Annotated in this window: 17 protein-coding genes; 4 read left to right on the top strand and 13 right to left on the bottom strand. The window is 38.8% G+C overall.

The genetic code is table 11. The features are described 5' to 3' along the window. Window position 1: 1 nt before the first annotated feature. Genes KK060_RS17240 through KK060_RS17225 form a run of 4 tightly spaced genes read right to left on the bottom strand, consistent with a single transcriptional unit; the run spans window position 2 to window position 3191 of the window. Complete coding sequence (locus KK060_RS17240; protein ID WP_254155017.1) at window positions 2-367, bottom strand: response regulator; 366 nt, start codon at window positions 365-367, stop codon at window positions 2-4. A gap of 17 nt (window positions 368-384) precedes the next feature. Continuing rightward, window positions 385-693, bottom strand: a complete 309-nt coding sequence (locus tag KK060_RS17235; RefSeq protein WP_254155016.1) for an STAS domain-containing protein — start codon at window positions 691-693, stop codon at window positions 385-387. Window positions 694-696: 3 nt separating this feature from the next. After that, window positions 697-1368, bottom strand: coding sequence for a hypothetical protein (locus KK060_RS17230; RefSeq protein ID WP_254155015.1), 672 nt, complete (start codon window positions 1366-1368; stop codon window positions 697-699). An 8-nt stretch (window positions 1369-1376) separates the two neighbouring features. Then, window positions 1377-3191 carry a GAF domain-containing protein gene (locus tag KK060_RS17225; protein ID WP_254155014.1) on the bottom strand — a complete coding sequence of 605 codons (1815 nt, stop codon included), beginning with the start codon at window positions 3189-3191 and terminating at the stop codon, window positions 1377-1379. A 633-nt stretch (window positions 3192-3824) separates the two neighbouring features. Between KK060_RS17225 and KK060_RS17220 the strand changes: the two genes are divergently transcribed. Next, window positions 3825-5198: a saccharopine dehydrogenase C-terminal domain-containing protein gene (locus KK060_RS17220; RefSeq protein ID WP_254155013.1), complete on the top strand. Its 1374-nt coding sequence runs from the start codon at window positions 3825-3827 to the stop codon at window positions 5196-5198. A 53-nt stretch (window positions 5199-5251) separates the two neighbouring features. Then, entirely contained in the window at window positions 5252-5746 is a 495-nt protein-coding gene (locus KK060_RS17215; RefSeq protein WP_254155012.1) for a hypothetical protein, read from the top strand. A gap of 87 nt (window positions 5747-5833) precedes the next feature. On the opposite strand, the gene KK060_RS17210 is transcribed toward KK060_RS17215, so the two are convergent. Continuing rightward, window positions 5834-6733 (bottom strand): nuclear transport factor 2 family protein, encoded by a 900-nt coding sequence (locus KK060_RS17210; RefSeq protein ID WP_254155011.1) that lies wholly within the window; start codon window positions 6731-6733, stop codon window positions 5834-5836. Between the two features lie 124 nt (window positions 6734-6857). Here KK060_RS17210 and KK060_RS17205 point away from each other — a divergent pair, with 124 nt between their 5' ends. Continuing rightward, a complete protein-coding gene (locus KK060_RS17205) occupies window positions 6858-7877 on the top strand; it encodes an AraC family transcriptional regulator (RefSeq protein ID WP_254155010.1) in 1020 nt (339 codons plus the stop codon). A 14-nt stretch (window positions 7878-7891) separates the two neighbouring features. Here KK060_RS17205 and KK060_RS17200 read toward each other — a convergent pair whose 3' ends face one another. Together KK060_RS17200 and KK060_RS17195 are read right to left on the bottom strand one after the other, a co-directional pair. After that, a complete protein-coding gene (locus tag KK060_RS17200) occupies window positions 7892-10159 on the bottom strand; it encodes a glycoside hydrolase family 9 protein (RefSeq protein WP_254155009.1) in 2268 nt (755 codons plus the stop codon). A 197-nt stretch (window positions 10160-10356) separates the two neighbouring features. Continuing rightward, complete coding sequence (locus KK060_RS17195; RefSeq protein ID WP_254155008.1) at window positions 10357-10998, bottom strand: hypothetical protein; 642 nt, start codon at window positions 10996-10998, stop codon at window positions 10357-10359. A gap of 121 nt (window positions 10999-11119) precedes the next feature. Here KK060_RS17195 and KK060_RS17190 point away from each other — a divergent pair, with 121 nt between their 5' ends. Next, a complete protein-coding gene (locus KK060_RS17190; protein ID WP_254155007.1) occupies window positions 11120-12406 on the top strand; it encodes a hypothetical protein in 1287 nt (428 codons plus the stop codon). A gap of 126 nt (window positions 12407-12532) precedes the next feature. Here KK060_RS17190 and KK060_RS17185 read toward each other — a convergent pair whose 3' ends face one another. From KK060_RS17185 to KK060_RS17160, 6 genes are all read right to left on the bottom strand, one after another. Then, complete coding sequence (locus KK060_RS17185; RefSeq protein WP_254155006.1) at window positions 12533-13699, bottom strand: hypothetical protein; 1167 nt, start codon at window positions 13697-13699, stop codon at window positions 12533-12535. After that, window positions 13696-14658: a DUF2157 domain-containing protein gene (locus tag KK060_RS17180; protein ID WP_254155005.1), complete on the bottom strand. Its 963-nt coding sequence runs from the start codon at window positions 14656-14658 to the stop codon at window positions 13696-13698. The genes KK060_RS17185 and KK060_RS17180 overlap by 4 nt, the downstream gene beginning before the upstream one ends. A gap of 48 nt (window positions 14659-14706) precedes the next feature. Continuing rightward, window positions 14707-15264 (bottom strand): thioredoxin family protein, encoded by a 558-nt coding sequence (locus tag KK060_RS17175; RefSeq protein WP_254155004.1) that lies wholly within the window; start codon window positions 15262-15264, stop codon window positions 14707-14709. A gap of 52 nt (window positions 15265-15316) precedes the next feature. After that, window positions 15317-16150 (bottom strand): hypothetical protein, encoded by an 834-nt coding sequence (locus KK060_RS17170; protein ID WP_254155003.1) that lies wholly within the window; start codon window positions 16148-16150, stop codon window positions 15317-15319. A gap of 206 nt (window positions 16151-16356) precedes the next feature. Further along, complete coding sequence (locus tag KK060_RS17165) at window positions 16357-16878, bottom strand: class I SAM-dependent methyltransferase (RefSeq protein ID WP_254155002.1); 522 nt, start codon at window positions 16876-16878, stop codon at window positions 16357-16359. A gap of 115 nt (window positions 16879-16993) precedes the next feature. Continuing rightward, on the bottom strand, window positions 16994-18172 hold the full coding sequence (locus KK060_RS17160; protein ID WP_254155001.1) for a DUF748 domain-containing protein: 1179 nt from the start codon (window positions 18170-18172) through the stop codon (window positions 16994-16996). Window positions 18173-18557: the final 385 nt, after the last annotated feature.

Here is an 18557-nt window from a genome sequence, read left to right as displayed (position 1 = left end):
GCTAACGAATTACCTTTTGAATCACAGCCAAAAGCTTTTCCTGAGCAAACGGTTTAACGATCCACCCCGTAGCCCCTGCTTGTTTCGCTTCTTCTTTCTTAGCCGCCTGCGACTCCGTCGTTAACAGTAAAATGGGAAGCGTAGAATAATCCTGCCGAGCTCTTATTTCTTTTATAAGTGCTATACCATCAAGTGCAGGCATATTCAAATCCGTAATCACCAGGTCAATTGTTTGGCCGTTGAGATGTTTTAATGCATCTACCCCGTCTACGCTCTTTAATACATTATAGCCTGCTGACTTAAGTGTGATCTCCACCAGCTCACGAATACTTTCTGAATCGTCAGCAATAAGAATTGTTTTACTCATAGATATAATATTGTGAGTTAAGCTTGCTCTAGTAGTGTTTGAAATCCTGTTCGTAAAAGAAGACTGTATTCAGCATCACCTAAAGTAAATGATATGCTTATATTCTGCCCCCGCATTTTATGATACTTTTTGTAAGACCATAAAACTTGTAAAAAGCACAAATCAATCGCAGAAGGATTATCTACTACTATTGATGTTGTAGATTCTGCCGATAACTTTTGGAAAGCTTCAGCTATATCCTTATGATATTTCACAGTAAGATCTCCGGAGAGCATTACCTTAGTAATGTTGTTATTTTCCTTTTCTATTGTAACTATTGGTTTCATAGGCTAAAACAAATCTATAGCTGAGGGGTTGTGATCACTCGAGCTAACCAAATAGTTTATGTTTTCAAACTTTGGATTTTCTATATAAGCTTGAAGTACTTGTCGCTCGCTTTGCATAGAATAAAGCTTGTCGAGCAAATGATACTTTGTGTCCAAATCAAGATAACTGCCTCGCACATGGCTGATGGAGACATCCTTAAGCTTTTGCCGGATTGCATTAAAAAGATTCTTTATTACTTCAGTATATCTAAATAGCAAAAGCGTTTCCCAAGCATTGATAGATGAACCGAAATGAGACAATAGTACTTTTTTAATAGCACTATCAGACTTAACATAGTCAGCGAATGCCACCTCAACTTGCAGCCAGTTCAAGTAAAACACATTCCTTTTTACCTCACTGCCAACATCAGCCGCTACATTTGATCGCATTTCCTGAAGTATCCATGCTTGTATTGTTTTTACATGATCACACTTTTGAGTCAACAAGTCGTCAAATTGTAGCTCCGTCACAAGTAAACTCACCTCTTTGTTAACTTCACTATCCTTAGAGAAACGACCATCAACAATTGTTCTTACCTGCGCATATCCTTCTCTTACCATTTGCACTAACAAGTCAATCGAACCATTAACTTCTGCTATTGTCTCTTCAATAAACTCCATATCATTGCGCATCACACCAACTATTAAAATAGATCAACTGATATCTTTTGAATGAAGAATGTAAAAAGCGCTTTATGATTAACATCAACAGTAGTAGATGTAATTAAAACATCAACAGCGTCTCCGGTCATGGATGTAATACATGCTTCTGTACGCACACCTATTTCCTTTTCCGTGCCACCATTTACATAAAAGCACCTGTGATTTTCATTGTTATCCACCCTCATTGGAATTAAATTGAAAATTCCAACTTCTCTAAGATGAGCTTTAGAATAGCCAAATACTTCCTCACACGCTTTATTGCAGAAGTTTATTTTCCCTGAGGAATCAAAACAAATTACTGCGTCCACGCATCCCTCAAGAATCGCTTCGTTTTTATACTTCTCGTCTTCTACTTCTGTTAGTTTTAATTCAAGCTCCTTATATGTTTTCTCTTGCAGTCTATGTATTTCGACCAATTCCTTCGCCTGCTTATCAGCCAACTTTTCCAGATTGCGCTTTGCCTGATCATTTACTTTATGATTAAATAAATGCGCTGCAAGACTTTCCGCTGCCTTTTCAATAAACTGAACATGATGCTTTTCAAAAGATGAAAAAGAGGCAAGCTCCAATGCTCCATAAAGATCATTCTTGAAAATCAAAGGAACGATAAGAATGTAGTGTGCAGAAGAGGCACCAAGACCTGATTGAATTTTAACATAAGAATCGGGTAAATTGCTTAATAAAACTGTTTTCTTGTCAACTACAGCCTGACCCAATTGCCCCTCTCCTATTCTTACAGTTTTTAACTCCCTGCTCTTTGACCCTAAATAACCGAACGAACTTAACTGAAATAAAAATGGCTCATTACTATTTTCATCGTTAATAGCATAAAGTATTCCTACTGTCGATGATGAGCCTTTGGTAAGAAGGGCTATAACCTTCTCATAAAGCATATTCGTATCTGATTCAACTTTGATAAGCTTTTCTAATGCATTAAGATTTTCATTTACCAGTGCGTTTGTTTTTTCCTTAAGAGTTATTTCCTTAAGTTTTTCCTGCATGCTTTTCAGTGAATTCTGGAAATGATCGTTATTATCATAGTCAACCTGTAAATCGAAGTTACCGCTACTTAGATGAGTAACAAATCGCTCTGTATTTCTGATTGCACTTATTGTTCTATGCAATACTCCACCAAACTGACTCTTGGTCGCGATGTGCGTGAGCAATTCGCTCTCTGTTATCTTTCCATTAAGCGCACTCTCAAGAAGATGTGTATGGCTTTTCTGCGGTTTTATAAACCTGTAGTAGTTGTTGATGTGTGTTCCTGTATAGGCTATTGCAAGCATTACACCACACCCGATTATCAACACAACCATCATCTTGTTTAAATTATTTTGCTCCTGTGAGATAAGCGAAAGCATGGCCCGAGTCGAGGACTTTGCGTTATGTAATAGAGTAGGAGCACGTTCATTTATAGCTGTTAATGAAGCGAAGTTTACAATTTGACGAGGCATTCCAGCCTTTACTTCATCAATCCTGTTTTGTATTGATAATCGAAAATATGCTTTATCAACATGCAACAACGCTTTGGTTAAAGCTTCCTGATATAACTGATGTGCTTGATCTATAGCTTGTGTTGATTCTGAATTTGCAAGGGTGCCATATTTTGTATGTATCCCTATTTGATCAAGATAATGAAGACTTAATTCAAGATGGCAAATTGATTGTTGTTTATAAGACCTGTCTCGTTCCAGTAAAGCAAGAGCCAATATCATGAGCAATGACAGAAGCGAAAAACTCCAATAGCATACACTCCAGGTTGAAATGCTTGAAGAGATTTTTGTGGGGATTTGCATGACTAACAGCTCAATCAATAGACGCTACAAAGTTAGAATGCTATTAGATCGAGAACATCAGTTAAATACTGTATTTACCGATAAGTCTTTCACTGAGTAAGATCAGTAGAAATACTTAGCGCGAATACGCATATACACTAAGGCGCGCGTTCAATGTTGGAGAGACAAAGAAGTAGTAATAAGTTGATTTCTTACGATTAAGTTAAGTAGGAGAGTGGTAATTGACATCAGTATGGATCCTGTAATCTTTCGACTCATAGCCCCGCTTACAAGAAGCTTTTTTAAGCTTTTAAGACTATTTTAAAGGAAATCGGATCCCGTCAAAAGCGATTTTTCATGTAATAATTTTTTTGTTTTTGTAACATTTACATGAGAAATCTTATAAAAATGTCACTTATGACGGATTTATTGCATTCTATTTCAGGTGTAACAAAAGTGGCTTTACTGTCGCTTAGTCAAATATAATTTCTTTAAGAAGCAGCATTAAGCAATGAATTACCACTTTATATTAGTCAAAGTGACTAAAATGGCCGCTTGGAGAGGCGTTTCTTGCTGAAGTAATAATTTAAAGATGTCTCTGCACAATAAGAGCTAAAAAGCATGCAACTTTCATTAGCCAAACCAATCTAAATTGTGAAAACTGTCCTCTTACTGATGAGCACCATTCGGTTTTCTGTTCCCTTAATCAGGTATATGGTTATTGAGGGTAGAAGATATGGATGGAAAATATGTGTAGGGAGCATGTTTGAGCCTAAAATGGCTGATCAGCTGAGACATGAAAAATTCAGCAAAGATGTTGTCTTTATTAACATCACAGATTATCGCCAATGTGTTCTTGCTATTCGTAAAGTAGATCTTGTTATTGGAATGCTACCCGATGCTATGTTGTTGCAGGTCGCAGATCTTTGCATAGCTAATAAAAAGAGTTTCATTACGCCTGCCCGACTTAACAGACAAATGTTGTCACGAAAGCCACAGATTGAAGAGAATGAAACACTCTTTTTGATGGAATGTGGGTTTGCTGCCGGCCTGGATCACATAACGGCAAAAAAGGCAATTGACAATATTCATATCCGCGGCGGCAGAATTTCATCTTTCAAAAGTTATAGCGGAAATATCCTTGCAGAAGACTCCATTGATAATCCTTTGGAATTTAAACTTATCGATACTGCTGCCGATACCATCCAAATAGGACGGCAGACGAACAGGCAATTAATAAAGGGAAAAATTTCACATATCCCCTATCAACATCTTTTTGAACGTGCGGAATCCATTAAAATCTCAGGTCTTAAGGACTTGAGTGTAATACCAGAAGGTGATGCGCTCTATTGTAAGAAAATTTATCAGCTCAACGAAGCAGATACTGTTGTAAAGGGAAGAATCTTAAGATCAGAATTCGAGCAAATATGGAGACTGCTCATCAACCTCGGAATGACCGACCCTCATCCGAAAATTGAGATGTTCGAGTTTGCGTCTTACTACAACTTCCTTGACTCTTTGCTGCCTTACAGCGAAGATGAGCATTTAGAGACGCGATTGAAGAAGTTTATCAACGCTACCGAAGAAGACATCCTGAAATTAAGATGGCTAGGTTTATTTGATGATGAATGGATAAACGCAAAAGATCCAACGCCGGCAACTTTACTTCAGCACTTACTCGAGAAGAAGTTTGCGATGGACGATAAAGATAAAGATTGTATTATCATGCAACACCAAATGGAGTATATCCTTAAAGGTGTAAAGCATCGCATGAAGGCAACGCTTGTAGCACAAGGAGAAAACAAAACCGATTCCGCTACAGCAAAGGCAATAGGTCTTACTACAGGTGCTGCAGCCAAGGCTTTTCTTCTCGATAACATAAAAGTTAAAGGTTTATTTATACCTACAACAAAAGATATTTATGAACCCATATTGGCTGAGCTTGTGGACCTGGGAGTTGGCTTTCACGTAGAGGAAACAATAGTACAAGGTTATTCTATAGACGAGGAAAGAATTATTAATGTTTAAGTACAAAGTACCAATCAGTAAAAAGTTTAATCAGGATATATAAAATAGACACAATGAAAAAGATCATTGATTTTTTAAAGTCGGAAACGCTTGTCTTTCTGACGCTCGTATTTGTGCTTGTAGCACAGATCATCCATACAATGTACATCTTTGAACAAATTCGCGTTGCTGATATGAGCTTTGCTATCGGAAGTTCAAGAATTACAATATTAAACTGGACACACGCCTTGATCTTCGCTGTATCAATCGAAGCTGCAATCTTAATGTTTATCTTAAACGGGAAACGTCTTCCTTCCAAGATTTACGCGATTGCATCTTGGTCAACCAACATTTTGTATTACGGAACCTGGAAGCTTCCAATCCCCGATATGCTTGCTACTATTATTGCCAGCTCTATGCTTGCAGGATCGATTTGGTTTTTCTCTGACCTCTTTGCTGAAAAGATAGAGCTGTTGCCTTATGGAAGATCAGAAGATGATTTAAGGAAATTTATTGCTGCTCAAGAGCAGGAAGAACGTAGCAAGATGGCGTTCAAAAAAGCACTATAAAAGTACTTCTTTCCGAGGAAGAGCTTGCCATTAAGCAAGCTCTTTTTTATTTAACGTCATCAGACGGATTGCACCCTCACTGCTAACCTATTTCCACCAAAACTTATTTTCCTGTTCAAGATCAGTTGAGTACACAATACACCGCGTTATCTTTCCTCCCGCAACTGTATAAACATCAATATTATCTACATCTAATCTTGCACCGTGAGGTGTTACTGCATTCCAATGAAGGAGACAAGCTACACTATTTCCATTTACCGCTATTGTTTTAACATCACTTAGTTGTAGTGAATTTGCTGATGTTTCAATAAAGCCTTTAAACATTACAAATACCTCATTTGCATTTTTCTTTACACCGGAGTACCTGTTATCTCCTGGCTGATGCCATTCGATCAATGAGTCGAGTAACGGCGCTGCTTTCGCATGATTTTTCTCTTTAACTGCCTCAAGAAACCGAGTTACTACTTCCAAGCTTTCATTTTCTTTATACAACGTTAAAGTAGAAGGCTTTTCCGCCTCCCCTCGAAAAGAGGTATAAGCAACTTGTCCCAGAACGTCTTGTTGGGTTAGTAAAGAAACACCTAAAAGAATTGGTATAAACACAGCAATACCGGTATTTAAAAACTTGATTCCTCTACTTTGAAGGAATGCCATGCCTGCAACCCAAACTGCCACAACCATGATTGCAATAATACCTAGAGATGAAAGTTTTGAATGAGTGAAAGCAATAAGAACAAAACTTGCAATAACCCACAGAACGTCAAGCACTATTATAATACGAACAGTATTTACATCGGTAACTTTCCGAACGCTCGCCACGAAAACATAACCCCCAAATGCGATAAGAAATATACCAGTTCCTACAAAGGGAATTATGTCAGAAACGCCAAATAATTTAGCGATGCCTTGAGCTAAGACAACCAGGAGAACGCCAGTAGCTCCCGAGCTTAAAGCGTTAATTGTTAATGTTGTTTTTAATGGTAACATAATCTTTGAGTTTTGTTATTACAAAGCTATATGGCGGCGTACGTCAGCCCGTTATCTGCACGCGCCAACGTATTGCCATTTCACGACATCGTGTCTTTTCGTATGTTGCCTACTAATATTTTTGATGAAAATTTCATTTATGGAAGGTTTTCAAAAGAAGTTAATCCTAGCTCTGCTTGCTTATGGCACAACCAGGAATGTAAATCCTAAAAGGCTTTGCGACTTGTCAGGAATCAAATATGCCATGCTCACGCAACCCCCCTCCAAACCCATTGGTGCAGCGGAAATAAATAGCTTATGGAAAAACGTAAGTTATCTTACCAATGATCCGCTCTTTGGTCTTCATTTTGGCGAGTCAATGCAATTAGCGGCGCTCGGCGTAGTAGGCCAGATTGTACAAACATCAGCAACTGTAGGTGAAGCGTTAACAAATGCCTGTTCCCTTACTCGCCTTGTAACCGGTATATTCTCCATGAAGATTATTCACAATGAAGATACTTTTAACATATTAATAATCGCCGATGAATCTAAAGAGAAATTTGCATCAACGTATCGCCATATGGCCGACTACCTTACTGTTTTTGTTGTTCACGAATTGAACGGACTGCTTCTCGAGAAGATACATCCCATATCAGTAAAGTTTCCTTACACAATTGCTAATGAAACTGAATATATACGCATCTTCCAGTGCCCAATATCACCAAACGCATCAGAACATACAATAGAATTTCCAAAGGGCGTATATGATCAGCATATTCTTTCTGCGGATTATGAACTTCAAAACTACCTCCTGCAAAAGATCAGTGTGTTGATGAAGAATAGTGAGGCTACCACCTTACAAACAAGGATCTATAACCACTTGCTTTCAAATACTTACTTACATACGCTTTCGCTTGAAGATGTTGCCGCTAATTTTAATTTGAGTGCAAGAACTTTACAGCGCAAGCTAAAAGAAGAAGGGGTGAGCTACATGGCAATAGTAGAAGACGTAAGAAAGACATTAGCAATCAATTACATCGACTCTAGAAAATATACCATTAAAGACATTGCTCATATTCTCGGGTATAATGAACAAAGCGCCTTCCTAAGAGCATTCAAAAGGTGGACAGGAACAACACCCAAAGCTTATACAGCGAACAATTAATGAAGTCTGAGTCTTTAAAGTTTGATAACTTTCTTAACAGACTTAAAATAATTACTTGTAATTACGATCAAATACATACCAGAAGGATTTTCTGAAAGATTAATGTGAGCCGAGCCATGATGTCTTTCGTGAACGATCCTGTTGCCTTTTGAGTCCATAACACTAACAATATAAGCATCCCTTCTCTCTGTTTTGATAGTGACCACCCCATGCGTAGGATTAGGGGCGAGTTGAATCTCTACTCCTACTTCCTCGCCTGTTGACGTTATGGGCTCGGTAATATCAGAACAATTTGTCGCATCCGTATTCCGCTCAATACCTGTATCACCGCCCGTACATTGATTACATGCATCATAGCTTGCTGTGCCATTTAATGTGCCACTGCAATCGTAGTTAGCTGCTACAAACTTCGATAGAAGACGAATATAGTTGAGTTGATAACCATTACTATTTTCAGTAACAGACCACGAGTTTAAAGGCCACGACGTATTGAAATCTTTATATGACTTTTGTGCCGGTTGTCCCCTTGGAGGTGTAAGCGACTCTGAATTACATATAGCATTATTATTTCCGCCACAGGTATTTGTTCCGCAGCATGCGTCGTAATCGTAACCCGGATTCGGTCCACCCGTTACATAACCAGGAGCTGGTCCATAGGTAGAAACTCCTGCCCTATCCCACTTTGAACTTCCATTTGCAAACCATGAGTGATAAAATTCATTCACACCATTATCTGCACCATATGCATACATATTTGAAAGATAAACTAAACTTAGAGGGTTAACGCCATGCAAATAGTTGATATACCCAACTGCGGCAACGGCAGCATCCTCATTTTTTGTATCATCAATTCCATAGGTAATCAAATCCATAAACATCAATCCCTGGCTGCCCTTGGTTGAGTTGCTTCCCCAGGTGTAATCTTTTATGTGTGCCCGGTAAGGGTCTTTAGCATTGTAATAAGCTGCAAGATTCTCTTCACCATTCATCGCATCTTTATACACAGCTTTTATCGGATTTACAACGCTGGGAGTGGCCTTTGGAAGCTTCGTATAATACAATAGAATTTCCTGGTTGGCGGTTTCAAAAGGATAAGCAAAGTTCCATTCTATCAAATGGACCTTGCTATAATTGCTATCAAAAAAGTCTCTATACTTTGTTTCATTTGTTATTTCAAACAGAAACACCGCAGCCTCAAGCTTGGCCACAAGTCTTCCATAATCATCTGTCTCCTGTTGTCCTGCACCAAGGCCCGCCGTACCTGAAGCATTGTCATTGTTTTTAAAAATGACATTAGGGTTGGCATTTGCCCAATTCCAAGCTTTAATGGCGGAATCTTTCAACTTATTCGAATAACTTATCATCCCCCTGCCTCCATATACTTTTGAGGCAATAGCAAAGGCAGCTGCCGTATTTAAAGTAGCAGATGTACTGGGTGTCCCGTATAAAGTTGGCCCGGCAGCACTGGAGGGTGGACTTGCATGGGAAAGTCCTACTATGCTCAACACACTTCCATTTTCATTCTGCATGCGGAGTAAATGATCAATCCCCCACCTGGCTTCGTCCAATATATCAGGTACATGATTACCAGACTCAGGGATATTATAATCATCGCCCCATACGCCAGGAGCTTCCAGGTAGGCTCGCATAAAATCAACTACATAATTAGCAGTCCAGTTTGTATATTTATTATAATCACCGGCGTCATACCATCCGCCACTTACATCACGTTCAGTAGAGGCATCGTTTTGCCTGTTATATTGTCTAGCATTTTTATCCTGAAGGTTTTTGATATGACTTGCCGCATCTGCCCACTCAGCACCTGCATACTTCGTTGCCTTTTCAAAGCCTACCCGCTGATAGAAAAATGAACGCACTGCATGCTTTAATATATTCTTGTATACATCGTCACCAATGTTAAATTCATAGGAACGAACATCTTTGTTTACATCGAGAATATAATATTTACCAGGCGCATTAACAGAAGAAAAATCGAACCACCAAGCCTTATCCCCTGATGAAACATCGGTCGTACCGTTATTCCATGCTGTTGGACTTCCCGTAAATACGGAATTTCCGGAGGAGACGCTTACCACTGAATAAGTAGTGCCAGGAGTAAATGAGTCAGCAGCATCAAAACCGGTCTGTGGATCGCGAATCACTGCAATCTTCCTCGCATTTGTAAGGTAACCAAATTGATCTATTACAATGTATTTATTCTGGGCAACCACAATGACAGAAATACACTGAAGCAAAATGGCCATTCGTAAACAGATCTTCATACTACCTTTGGATTAGTTGCATGAATCTACATTGAAAAAGAAAGGCATTATTCTCCATTGTACCATGTTTAACAAAACAGCCTGAAGATGGAAACAAATATTATACATCCCGGCTGCTATCAAAGCATTGTAGCCTCAGGAACGCTATCCGCAGCTACGAGTGGCAGCTTGATAAGTTATATATTGCACTGATCTGTTTACCGCAACGCGGTGATTTTAAGGTTTGCAAAACGTCCTATTGAATTAAAACCTGCCCAAAAACCTATTTTGCCCGATTTACGCTTATTGAGCTTTGTTACTACCAAGGAGGGGCTTGCCTCACTGTTAACGTATACACTTACCTTATTAAGCTCTACCTCAATCCGTGCATGAAACCATTTGTCTGGATCTGGTGCGTTCTTAATCTCATGCTCAAATTCTCCTGTTCGCGTTTCGCGCAGCCTATACCAGTCATATTGGGGCATGCTGATATATTGAACCATATGATCACGGTTAATCTGTTTTTCAGCTACAAAATTGAAAGGCCGGAAGTAAATGCAATCATAGGTACTATCATTTACGCCATGGAATGCGACACCGACAAAATTGCTTCCAGGCTTGTTTTCACCCATAATGTCGAGTTCAATAATTCCTTCAGAAAATGCCTGGTCCTTAAGCCATACCGTGCCTCCTGATTCGCGGGCATCAAGTTCAACACCCACCTTCCCCGCAGACATAAAAGATTTAATGCTTCGGTTGGTGTATTCGTATTGATGATCAAAATCATGTTGGCAAAAAGCTTTGCTGGAGAGCAATACTAAGAGGGCAAGAAGAACAGAATTTACCTTTAAGATTTTCATAACGGCGTTGATTATTTGATTTGAAATTTTCGAACGCAATATTTGCAAGAAGGTGAGCAAAAACCCGATCATTTCCTGATCTTTTAGTACTCAAAACCCGTTCAAATAACAAAAATGCTTAATGCCAGAAGAAAGGGACTATATCGTTCTATACCGTACACTTACTGAAAAGAAATACTTTCCAGGTAAACAGGGCGAAAAATTAAAGCAACGTGACTTTGAATACTTAATTGAGCAGATAGAAGGTCAATGTAAAGTACGACTGAGTGTGTCAACATTAAAACGCATTTGGAAGGATAGCCCCAATCTACTTCCTCACCCTTCAACATTAGATGCACTTGTCTCTTTATTAGATTATAAGGACTGGCACAGTTTCAAAAAAGATAATATTGATACCCCAGTAATCGATTCTACAACTGTCCAACATATTACATCAAGGTATCAGAAGAATTGGATTGTTCCTGCCACTATTACATCCGGCATACTGTTGCTTACTGCACTATTCTTTATCATTCAGGGATTTAAATCTGACGAATCAAAGCAGAATTTTGATCATATAACTTTTAAAGCCGAAAAAACAGTAACCCATGGTGTACCGAATACCGTTCAATTCTTTTATGATTTAAAAAATGTTAATGCCGATACCTTCTTTATCCAGCAATCATGGAACCCACGAGATAAAGTACAAATCGATCCGAATAAGAAATATCATTCAGCCGTCTACTACACACCAGGATTTCATTTCGCTCGTATCATCGCTGACGGTCAAATTGTAAAATTTGAAAAAGTTCATATTCTCACTGATGGATGGTTTCCCATTGTTAAATATGATCTGAAAGAAAAAGTACCTATCTATCCTGATAAGAATAAAACAATAGAGAACGGATTGCTAAAGATTACCAGGGAAGAGCTCAAAGCACAACATATAAATATAGAAAGAGGTTTTTATCTGCGTTATTACAATATCCGTGACTTTAAAGGCATAACAAGCAGTACGTTTAAGCTTGAAACAAGAATTAAGTGCGATAGCACCACAGCCATTGCTTGCCCGGAGATAGAGCTTATGATTGCAACAGAAGGAGACGTTTTCTGGGTGCCTATTACGAGTAAAGGATGCGTAAGCAATCTGAATCTAAAGGTTGGAGAAAGCTACAGGAGCGCGAAGGATACAAATTTATCGGGACTTGGATCTAATGTATATGAATGGCAGGACTTGAATATTGTAAACAACAATAAGGACGTAAAAATCTATTTAAATCATTCGCTAGCATTTGAAGTAGCATATGAAAAAGATTTTGGAGACATAAAAGGATTGATATTTACATTTACCGGAACTGGCTCTGTTGACTATGTGAGGCTAAAGGATTTGAACGACACCACTATATACAATGATGACTTTATGCGTTGAAATCGAACCACGACGTTTATTTAAATACTATACTATAGCTACTTATGTTCTAAGTAACGTTATTGGAGACGCATATCACTATTAACATGAGTTACTGATGCATTATCCTAATTCACCACGTGAAAACTAATAGCTTCCGCTTGCTCCTCCTCCACCGAAGCCTCCTCCTCCCCCATTAAATGATTCGTCAACAGTAACTCTATTATCTCCGAGTGTTTGTGAAATAATGAAAGCTTGAGGGTTTGCACCTGCCCATTTCTCCAAAAGCAGCTCGTTTGCGGTGTAACCGTTCTTGAAGGTTTTTAGGTATTTAAACAATGCAAGTGCAATTGTAATGAGTATCATGCCTGACACCACTAATGTAATCTCATGATAGCCTAAGCTATAATAGTACTTGAATGTAAAAACAGAGAAAGCCAATACAATTAAGCTTACGCGAAGAAGAACAAGGTCCTTCTTTTTTATACCGAGATACAAATATAAAATCGGTATGATTACTGTGAGTACATAAAAAACAAAAGCAAGCGGTATGTTTTCACCTTCAACCAAATCTAAGTTCATCAACTCCGTGCTTAGCTCTCTAACAACCAAATAATTTCCAGCCGCATAAATAGTAATAAGACTGAGTACTTCTATCGCTGTAAGGCAATTGTACCATAGCTCTGCAGGCTCCTTCTTTTTAAGACGCCTCACGTAAAGTGCTACAGGAGTAAAAATAATAATGAACACAATAGGCATGCTTTGTTGTGCGGCGGAACCCATTTCGTAACATTCGTCGAAGATGAGGTAGCTAACAGAAAGGCAGGCACCTATCGTACATAAAATATCAAGGTACCTGTAGGCGGCAAAGGATAGTATAATAATACAGGCAAGGTTAACAACTAGCGAATCAAAGTCGGCAACCCATGAAGCTCCTCCAATAGTAAGGCCGCAAGCGTAATAAAGAATCGCTTCTGTAACTCCTGACTTATAATGGTTATAATTAGCAATAAAAATACGATCGAGGATGAAGAAAGCTGTGAATCCATATAAAAGTACTATCACTGCAAGAGCATCCTCGCCTGCACTTGATACCATAAGCGTAAGCATTCCCGTTACGCCTGAAATGGCTACCAGTGTCGCAATGAATAACAGTATCCGAATGGTAAAGTTAGGGTGATAAAACTGTGACTTATACGTTTCAGATATAGCAGTGTATTGTTCTTTAGATATAAATCCGCTTTTTAACCACTGCTTCGCATCTTTTACCAATTCAAGGTTTTGAAGCCATAATTGATTATAAACACTTTTCATTCTGCACGTTTGAAGTAATTTTTAAATCGGATAATGAAGTAAATGAATGTTCCGCATGAAATCAGGAGGTAAAAGAACCAGAGACCGGTTTCGTATAAGAAAACATCACTTAACAAATAGGTAGTACCTATGTATCCAAAAACAAAGGCGTATAAGAGAAACAAGAACGACTTCTTTTTATGCGCAAATAATATGGTTGCGCCACAACCAAGGTAAAGGATAAGCAGGTATAACAAATAAATGTGCTCATCTATGAACATCCCTGAAAGCGCTCCTGCCAGGAAAACCAGGCTTGCGAAATTCATGTACGTAAAAGTGAAGTGCTCCTTAATCTCTTTCCTATCCAGAATATACGACCAAATGCCAATTGCAGCGCCAAATATAATGGCTGTATTATGATGGTTAGACTCTGTGATAAAATCTCCGCTATACCATTTTTGTGGAGATATTGCAATACTCCAGAATGAAGCTAAGGCTGTAATTGCAAGTGACAGAACGACGATATGATCAAACCTATAAGCAGCATAGAAAAAGAATAGTGCGGTAATCAATGTGGTAATACCCATGCCGTTATCCAACAGACTATACTGTAGTTGAACATAGCTTATTACTGAAATAAAAAGTAAACATCCGAGTAATACAATGTAATCGTAAAATGGCGTTGGGGGCTTTATGCGGCGATCACTATAAGGATGTGCAAAACGGAAAGCGTATACAAAGCATCCAACAGTTAACGCAAAAAGACCGATAATGCTAAGAAGGTGGCCAATCTCCCCAATGTTTTTATAAATAAGAATACCTATACCTGTTGTGAACAATAGTACACCCAGATATAATATCGTTCTTAATTCATAAAAAACTGAAAAGATCTTCTTCGTAAGAACAGCATGTAAGTGCGTGTGCTGGTCATGAGATATAAGACCTTTATCCCTTAGTTCCTGTAGTTGTGAAGGCCGCATGTGTAGGCGTTATCTTACGAAGGTAAGCATTAATTCACGCGTAACCTGTTACTTTTTCCATTTGATATTACATCCTATGCTGGGTATTTGATTATCAGGAACCGTTTCTCCCTTTATCATCAAATCAAGAGCCTTGCGAAGGTCTCTTCCGGTAGGCTTAACTTCGTTTTTAGGCCTTGCATCATCAAACTGTCCGCGGTAAGCAAGTTTTAAATTTTTATCGTAAACAAAAAAATCCGGTGTACAAGCTGCATCATAAAGTCGGGCTACCTCCTGCGTTTCATCATACAAATAAGGAAAAGGATAGGAAAGAGCCTTAGCAACTTTCTTCATTTCTTCAGGTCCATCGTCAGGATATTGAGAAGCATCATTTGAACTGATCGCAATAAAATTCACACCCTTTGATTTATACTCATTTGCCACCTTTACAATTTCATTGTTAAGAAGCTTTACATATGGGCAGTGGTTGCAAATAAACAGGATTACCGTAGCCCGTTCACCCCTCAAGGTTTGTAATGACAGGTCCTGTTCAGAGACGATATCGTAAAGGTTAAAATCCGCTGCGACAGTGCCGAGCGGAATCATTACAGAAGGAGTTGCCGCCATAAGTATTTTTTAACAGCAAGGTAAAAACCAGAAGTGTAAACTTAAAATGCAATTATGGTGTATCGGCCCATGCGCTCATTTTACTGATAAGGGAGTAGTAATCTTCCCAAGCCAGAAAGCGTGACGCAAGGGAAGCGCCGACCTCCTCACTCATTTTTTTGAAGTATTTTTCCTTTAACTTATTCTCACGCTCTAAAATGGTTAAAAGATTTGATCCAAGTTGTTTTGCTATTGCAGGAGTATAATCGGAAGGTTCACCAGCATATAAGCCTACAATGTCATAGTTCTCACCAAGCAAATCATTACAATCTTCTTCATACCTCGAATAAATCCAGTAGAAATCTTCAGCCTTCTCTTCCGGAAGTTCTACAGCATTTGCTATAAGGCTATACTTCACTCTTCTAAAATCAGGTGAAGACAACGCGGTTGGATGAAAGCGAAAGTTCTTCCAGCGCGTTTGCTCATATAAGCCAGCACTTTCCATCATATCAAGTAACATCTCTGTTTGCAAAAACTGAAAGCTTACCACACCGTTAAACTCTTGGGTAATCTTCTCGTAGTACTCGCGTTTTACTGCCAGGTCGGCAGTACGAGACGCAAGCATCTGTTGTGCCTGTGCTAACGCTTCTTCGTCGGAAGTATTTCTGCCGATGTGTGCAAATTGATCCAAAGCGCGGTACATGATCAACGACTTATCATTGATGTTTTCGCGGTACTGTTCGTATAATGGCCAGAATGATTTCTCATTCCATGATGGGACTGCAATACTGGTTTTTACCACAGACATGCGATCAACCCCAGCTATTGAGCTAAGTAATGTACTTTGCTGTGCGTTTACAACGCTACAAACTGCCAATAGAAAGATAAGAGAGCCTACACTTTTCATAATAATCTGGTAAAATTTGAGACATGAGAATTGATTTAGTTTTGTTGATGTAGACTTGATTCATAGGCAGTGCTTTAAAGGCTAGCCTGAAAAATCTAATGCCACCAGACAGGCATTTCTACCGAGAGGATTAATAAAATCCGCTAGCGACCAGAAAGCGGACTTATTTAAGTATTAATAGAAAAAGTCGTTAAGACAGGATCACTCTAACGAACTAGAGAAGCGTAAATATTAGCACGTTGATATACGGAAATTGTCTCTCCTATTTTTTGTATTGATTTATATCCCTTTTGAGAAAAGAGCTTTGTTGCAGAAGTAAAACTTAAAGGATAGGGGACCCATTGGTTGGGAACATCCGTATCGTATTCTACCAAGATAATACGTGCATCTGCTTTTAATGAATTACCAAGCTTTGCGAGAAATGAATGTTTGTCCTTAACGTAATGAAGGGAGTTTGCGAGAATCGCACCATCTAACTTTAAATCCGGGAGATCGTCATGAATAAAATTTAACCTTAGTTTATGCAATGTAATTCCGGCCTTAACATGAATATGAGCAAGGGCAGTCTCCTCTTTATCAATAGCATAAATGCTACTTTGCACTGGTAGCAGTGTTGAAAGTGCCTGGGTAAACAAACCCCTTCCTGCTCCCAGGTCACTCCAAACTTGCGGCCCTCCCAAATCTTCTACACCGCTTCTAATCAGGTTTATGGCGATATCAAGTTCCATTATTGATGTTCTGCCTTATGAGACGGATGGAACATAAAAGTATTGTATCAGAAAATGATCGTCTAAGGCAAAAAAGGCTCATTGTCGAACATTTTTCAAAAAACCACTCTTTCAATTAATCCTTTTTATCGTTTTTGTCTTTATCTTTTTTGTCGTCTTTCTTGTCCTTACCTCCAAACACCTTTTCAAGTAGATTCTTTTTCTGATCTCTAACATTACCTACAGAAGCAATGTTGATCTCCTGATCGATGGAAGGTTGCAACGCCTGGATAAATGCATTTTGCAAGACAATGCCTATTGCATACCAAACATTAGTATCCAGTTGTTTTATTGATCCCTGTAATGGAATTTTAGTTGCAACTCTATCTTTGGGTTGATTCTCAAAAACCTCTGCCACACCTCCCGCAACCGCTTCCCACGCTTTTCTGAAAAGGTTATCTTTTCTATCTTCATGTCCTAGAATATCAAGGTCTTTAAGAATTGGTTTTACATAACCGTCAAATCTTCCATCCTTTGCGGCGAGCTCCGTGTAAAGTCCAAAAGTACCTGCGTTCACATCAATCTTTGCATAAGCCTTAAAGAAATCATTAACTTTTACAAGTTTCGTATCTCTTATCTCAGCGTTCATATCAAAAGTTGGTACTTCCGCAAGGGGATTCAATTTTACATTTAATGTAAGTGTACCGTCGTAAATATTTGCTTTGGCGTAAATGCTTGCAGGAAGCATTTCAGCAGAATCATAACTATTTCTCAAATTCAGAGCTATGATGTCGGTATTCGTCATGTTAATGTCGACTTTTGGGGTCGAGTGTTCATCAATGTATTGTATGTTCCCGTCCTTCACTTCAAAACGGTTAATACTAAGCGGCATAAGGTTATCAAGTACTTGCTTAAATCCCGTTGAATCTTCCTTTACATCTTTAGGCTCTACTTTATCTTTGGTAAACCGAAGCAGAGGCTTATCGAAGATGACCTCGCCAACAACCTCTCCCTTTAAAAGGGCTTTCCATTCTACCGAAAGGTCAATAAGAGAAGCTGCAAAAAAAGGAGTTTCCTTTTTTGTAACGGTATCGACTTTATTAATGTAGATACTGTCTATTTTATAAGCGCCCCTGATTATGGAGAGATCTATATCATTGATATGACCTCTGTATCCTGGAAGCTTCCTGTCCAAGGTATTATTAGCATATTTCAAAATAACATAAGGAAGTGCCAGCCTCACAGCCACAACCAACACCACCAAAATCAGCAATACGCGAAATATTTTTTGCTTTTTAGATATCTTCCTATTCATTTCCAATCATTGAAGTCGGCGTTGAATAATAAAAAGGTTATGCCATTACACGCTAAAAAGCCGGTGTCACTAGCCGATTGAAGTGGCGTCTTGTTAACCTATTAAATTGGTTTGTTGTTTAAACTTCATGCAACTGTCGATAACCGAGGGCTGTCTTTGACAGCCTGATCTTTAAGGTACCGTACCATTTTGTCTAATTTGTTACAATAAGCAGGCATAGCCTTGCTTCCAACAACGTTGACGCCGAGGAGAATTTATGTAAGAGAGTGGGTCATGATATCCTTTCATTGCCGGAAGTTTTGCTGAGGGTTTCTTTCCTCCTGCTCAAGAGTTTCCCCGGTATTTACGTTGCAGAGATTTATCTGACAGTAGCCAGCAACAATCA

The organism is Chryseosolibacter indicum (assembly GCF_018598585.1).
GTDB classification, from domain to species: domain Bacteria; phylum Bacteroidota; class Bacteroidia; order Cytophagales; family Cyclobacteriaceae; genus Chryseosolibacter; species Chryseosolibacter indicus.
This window is presented reverse-complemented; position numbering and strand designations above follow the sequence as displayed.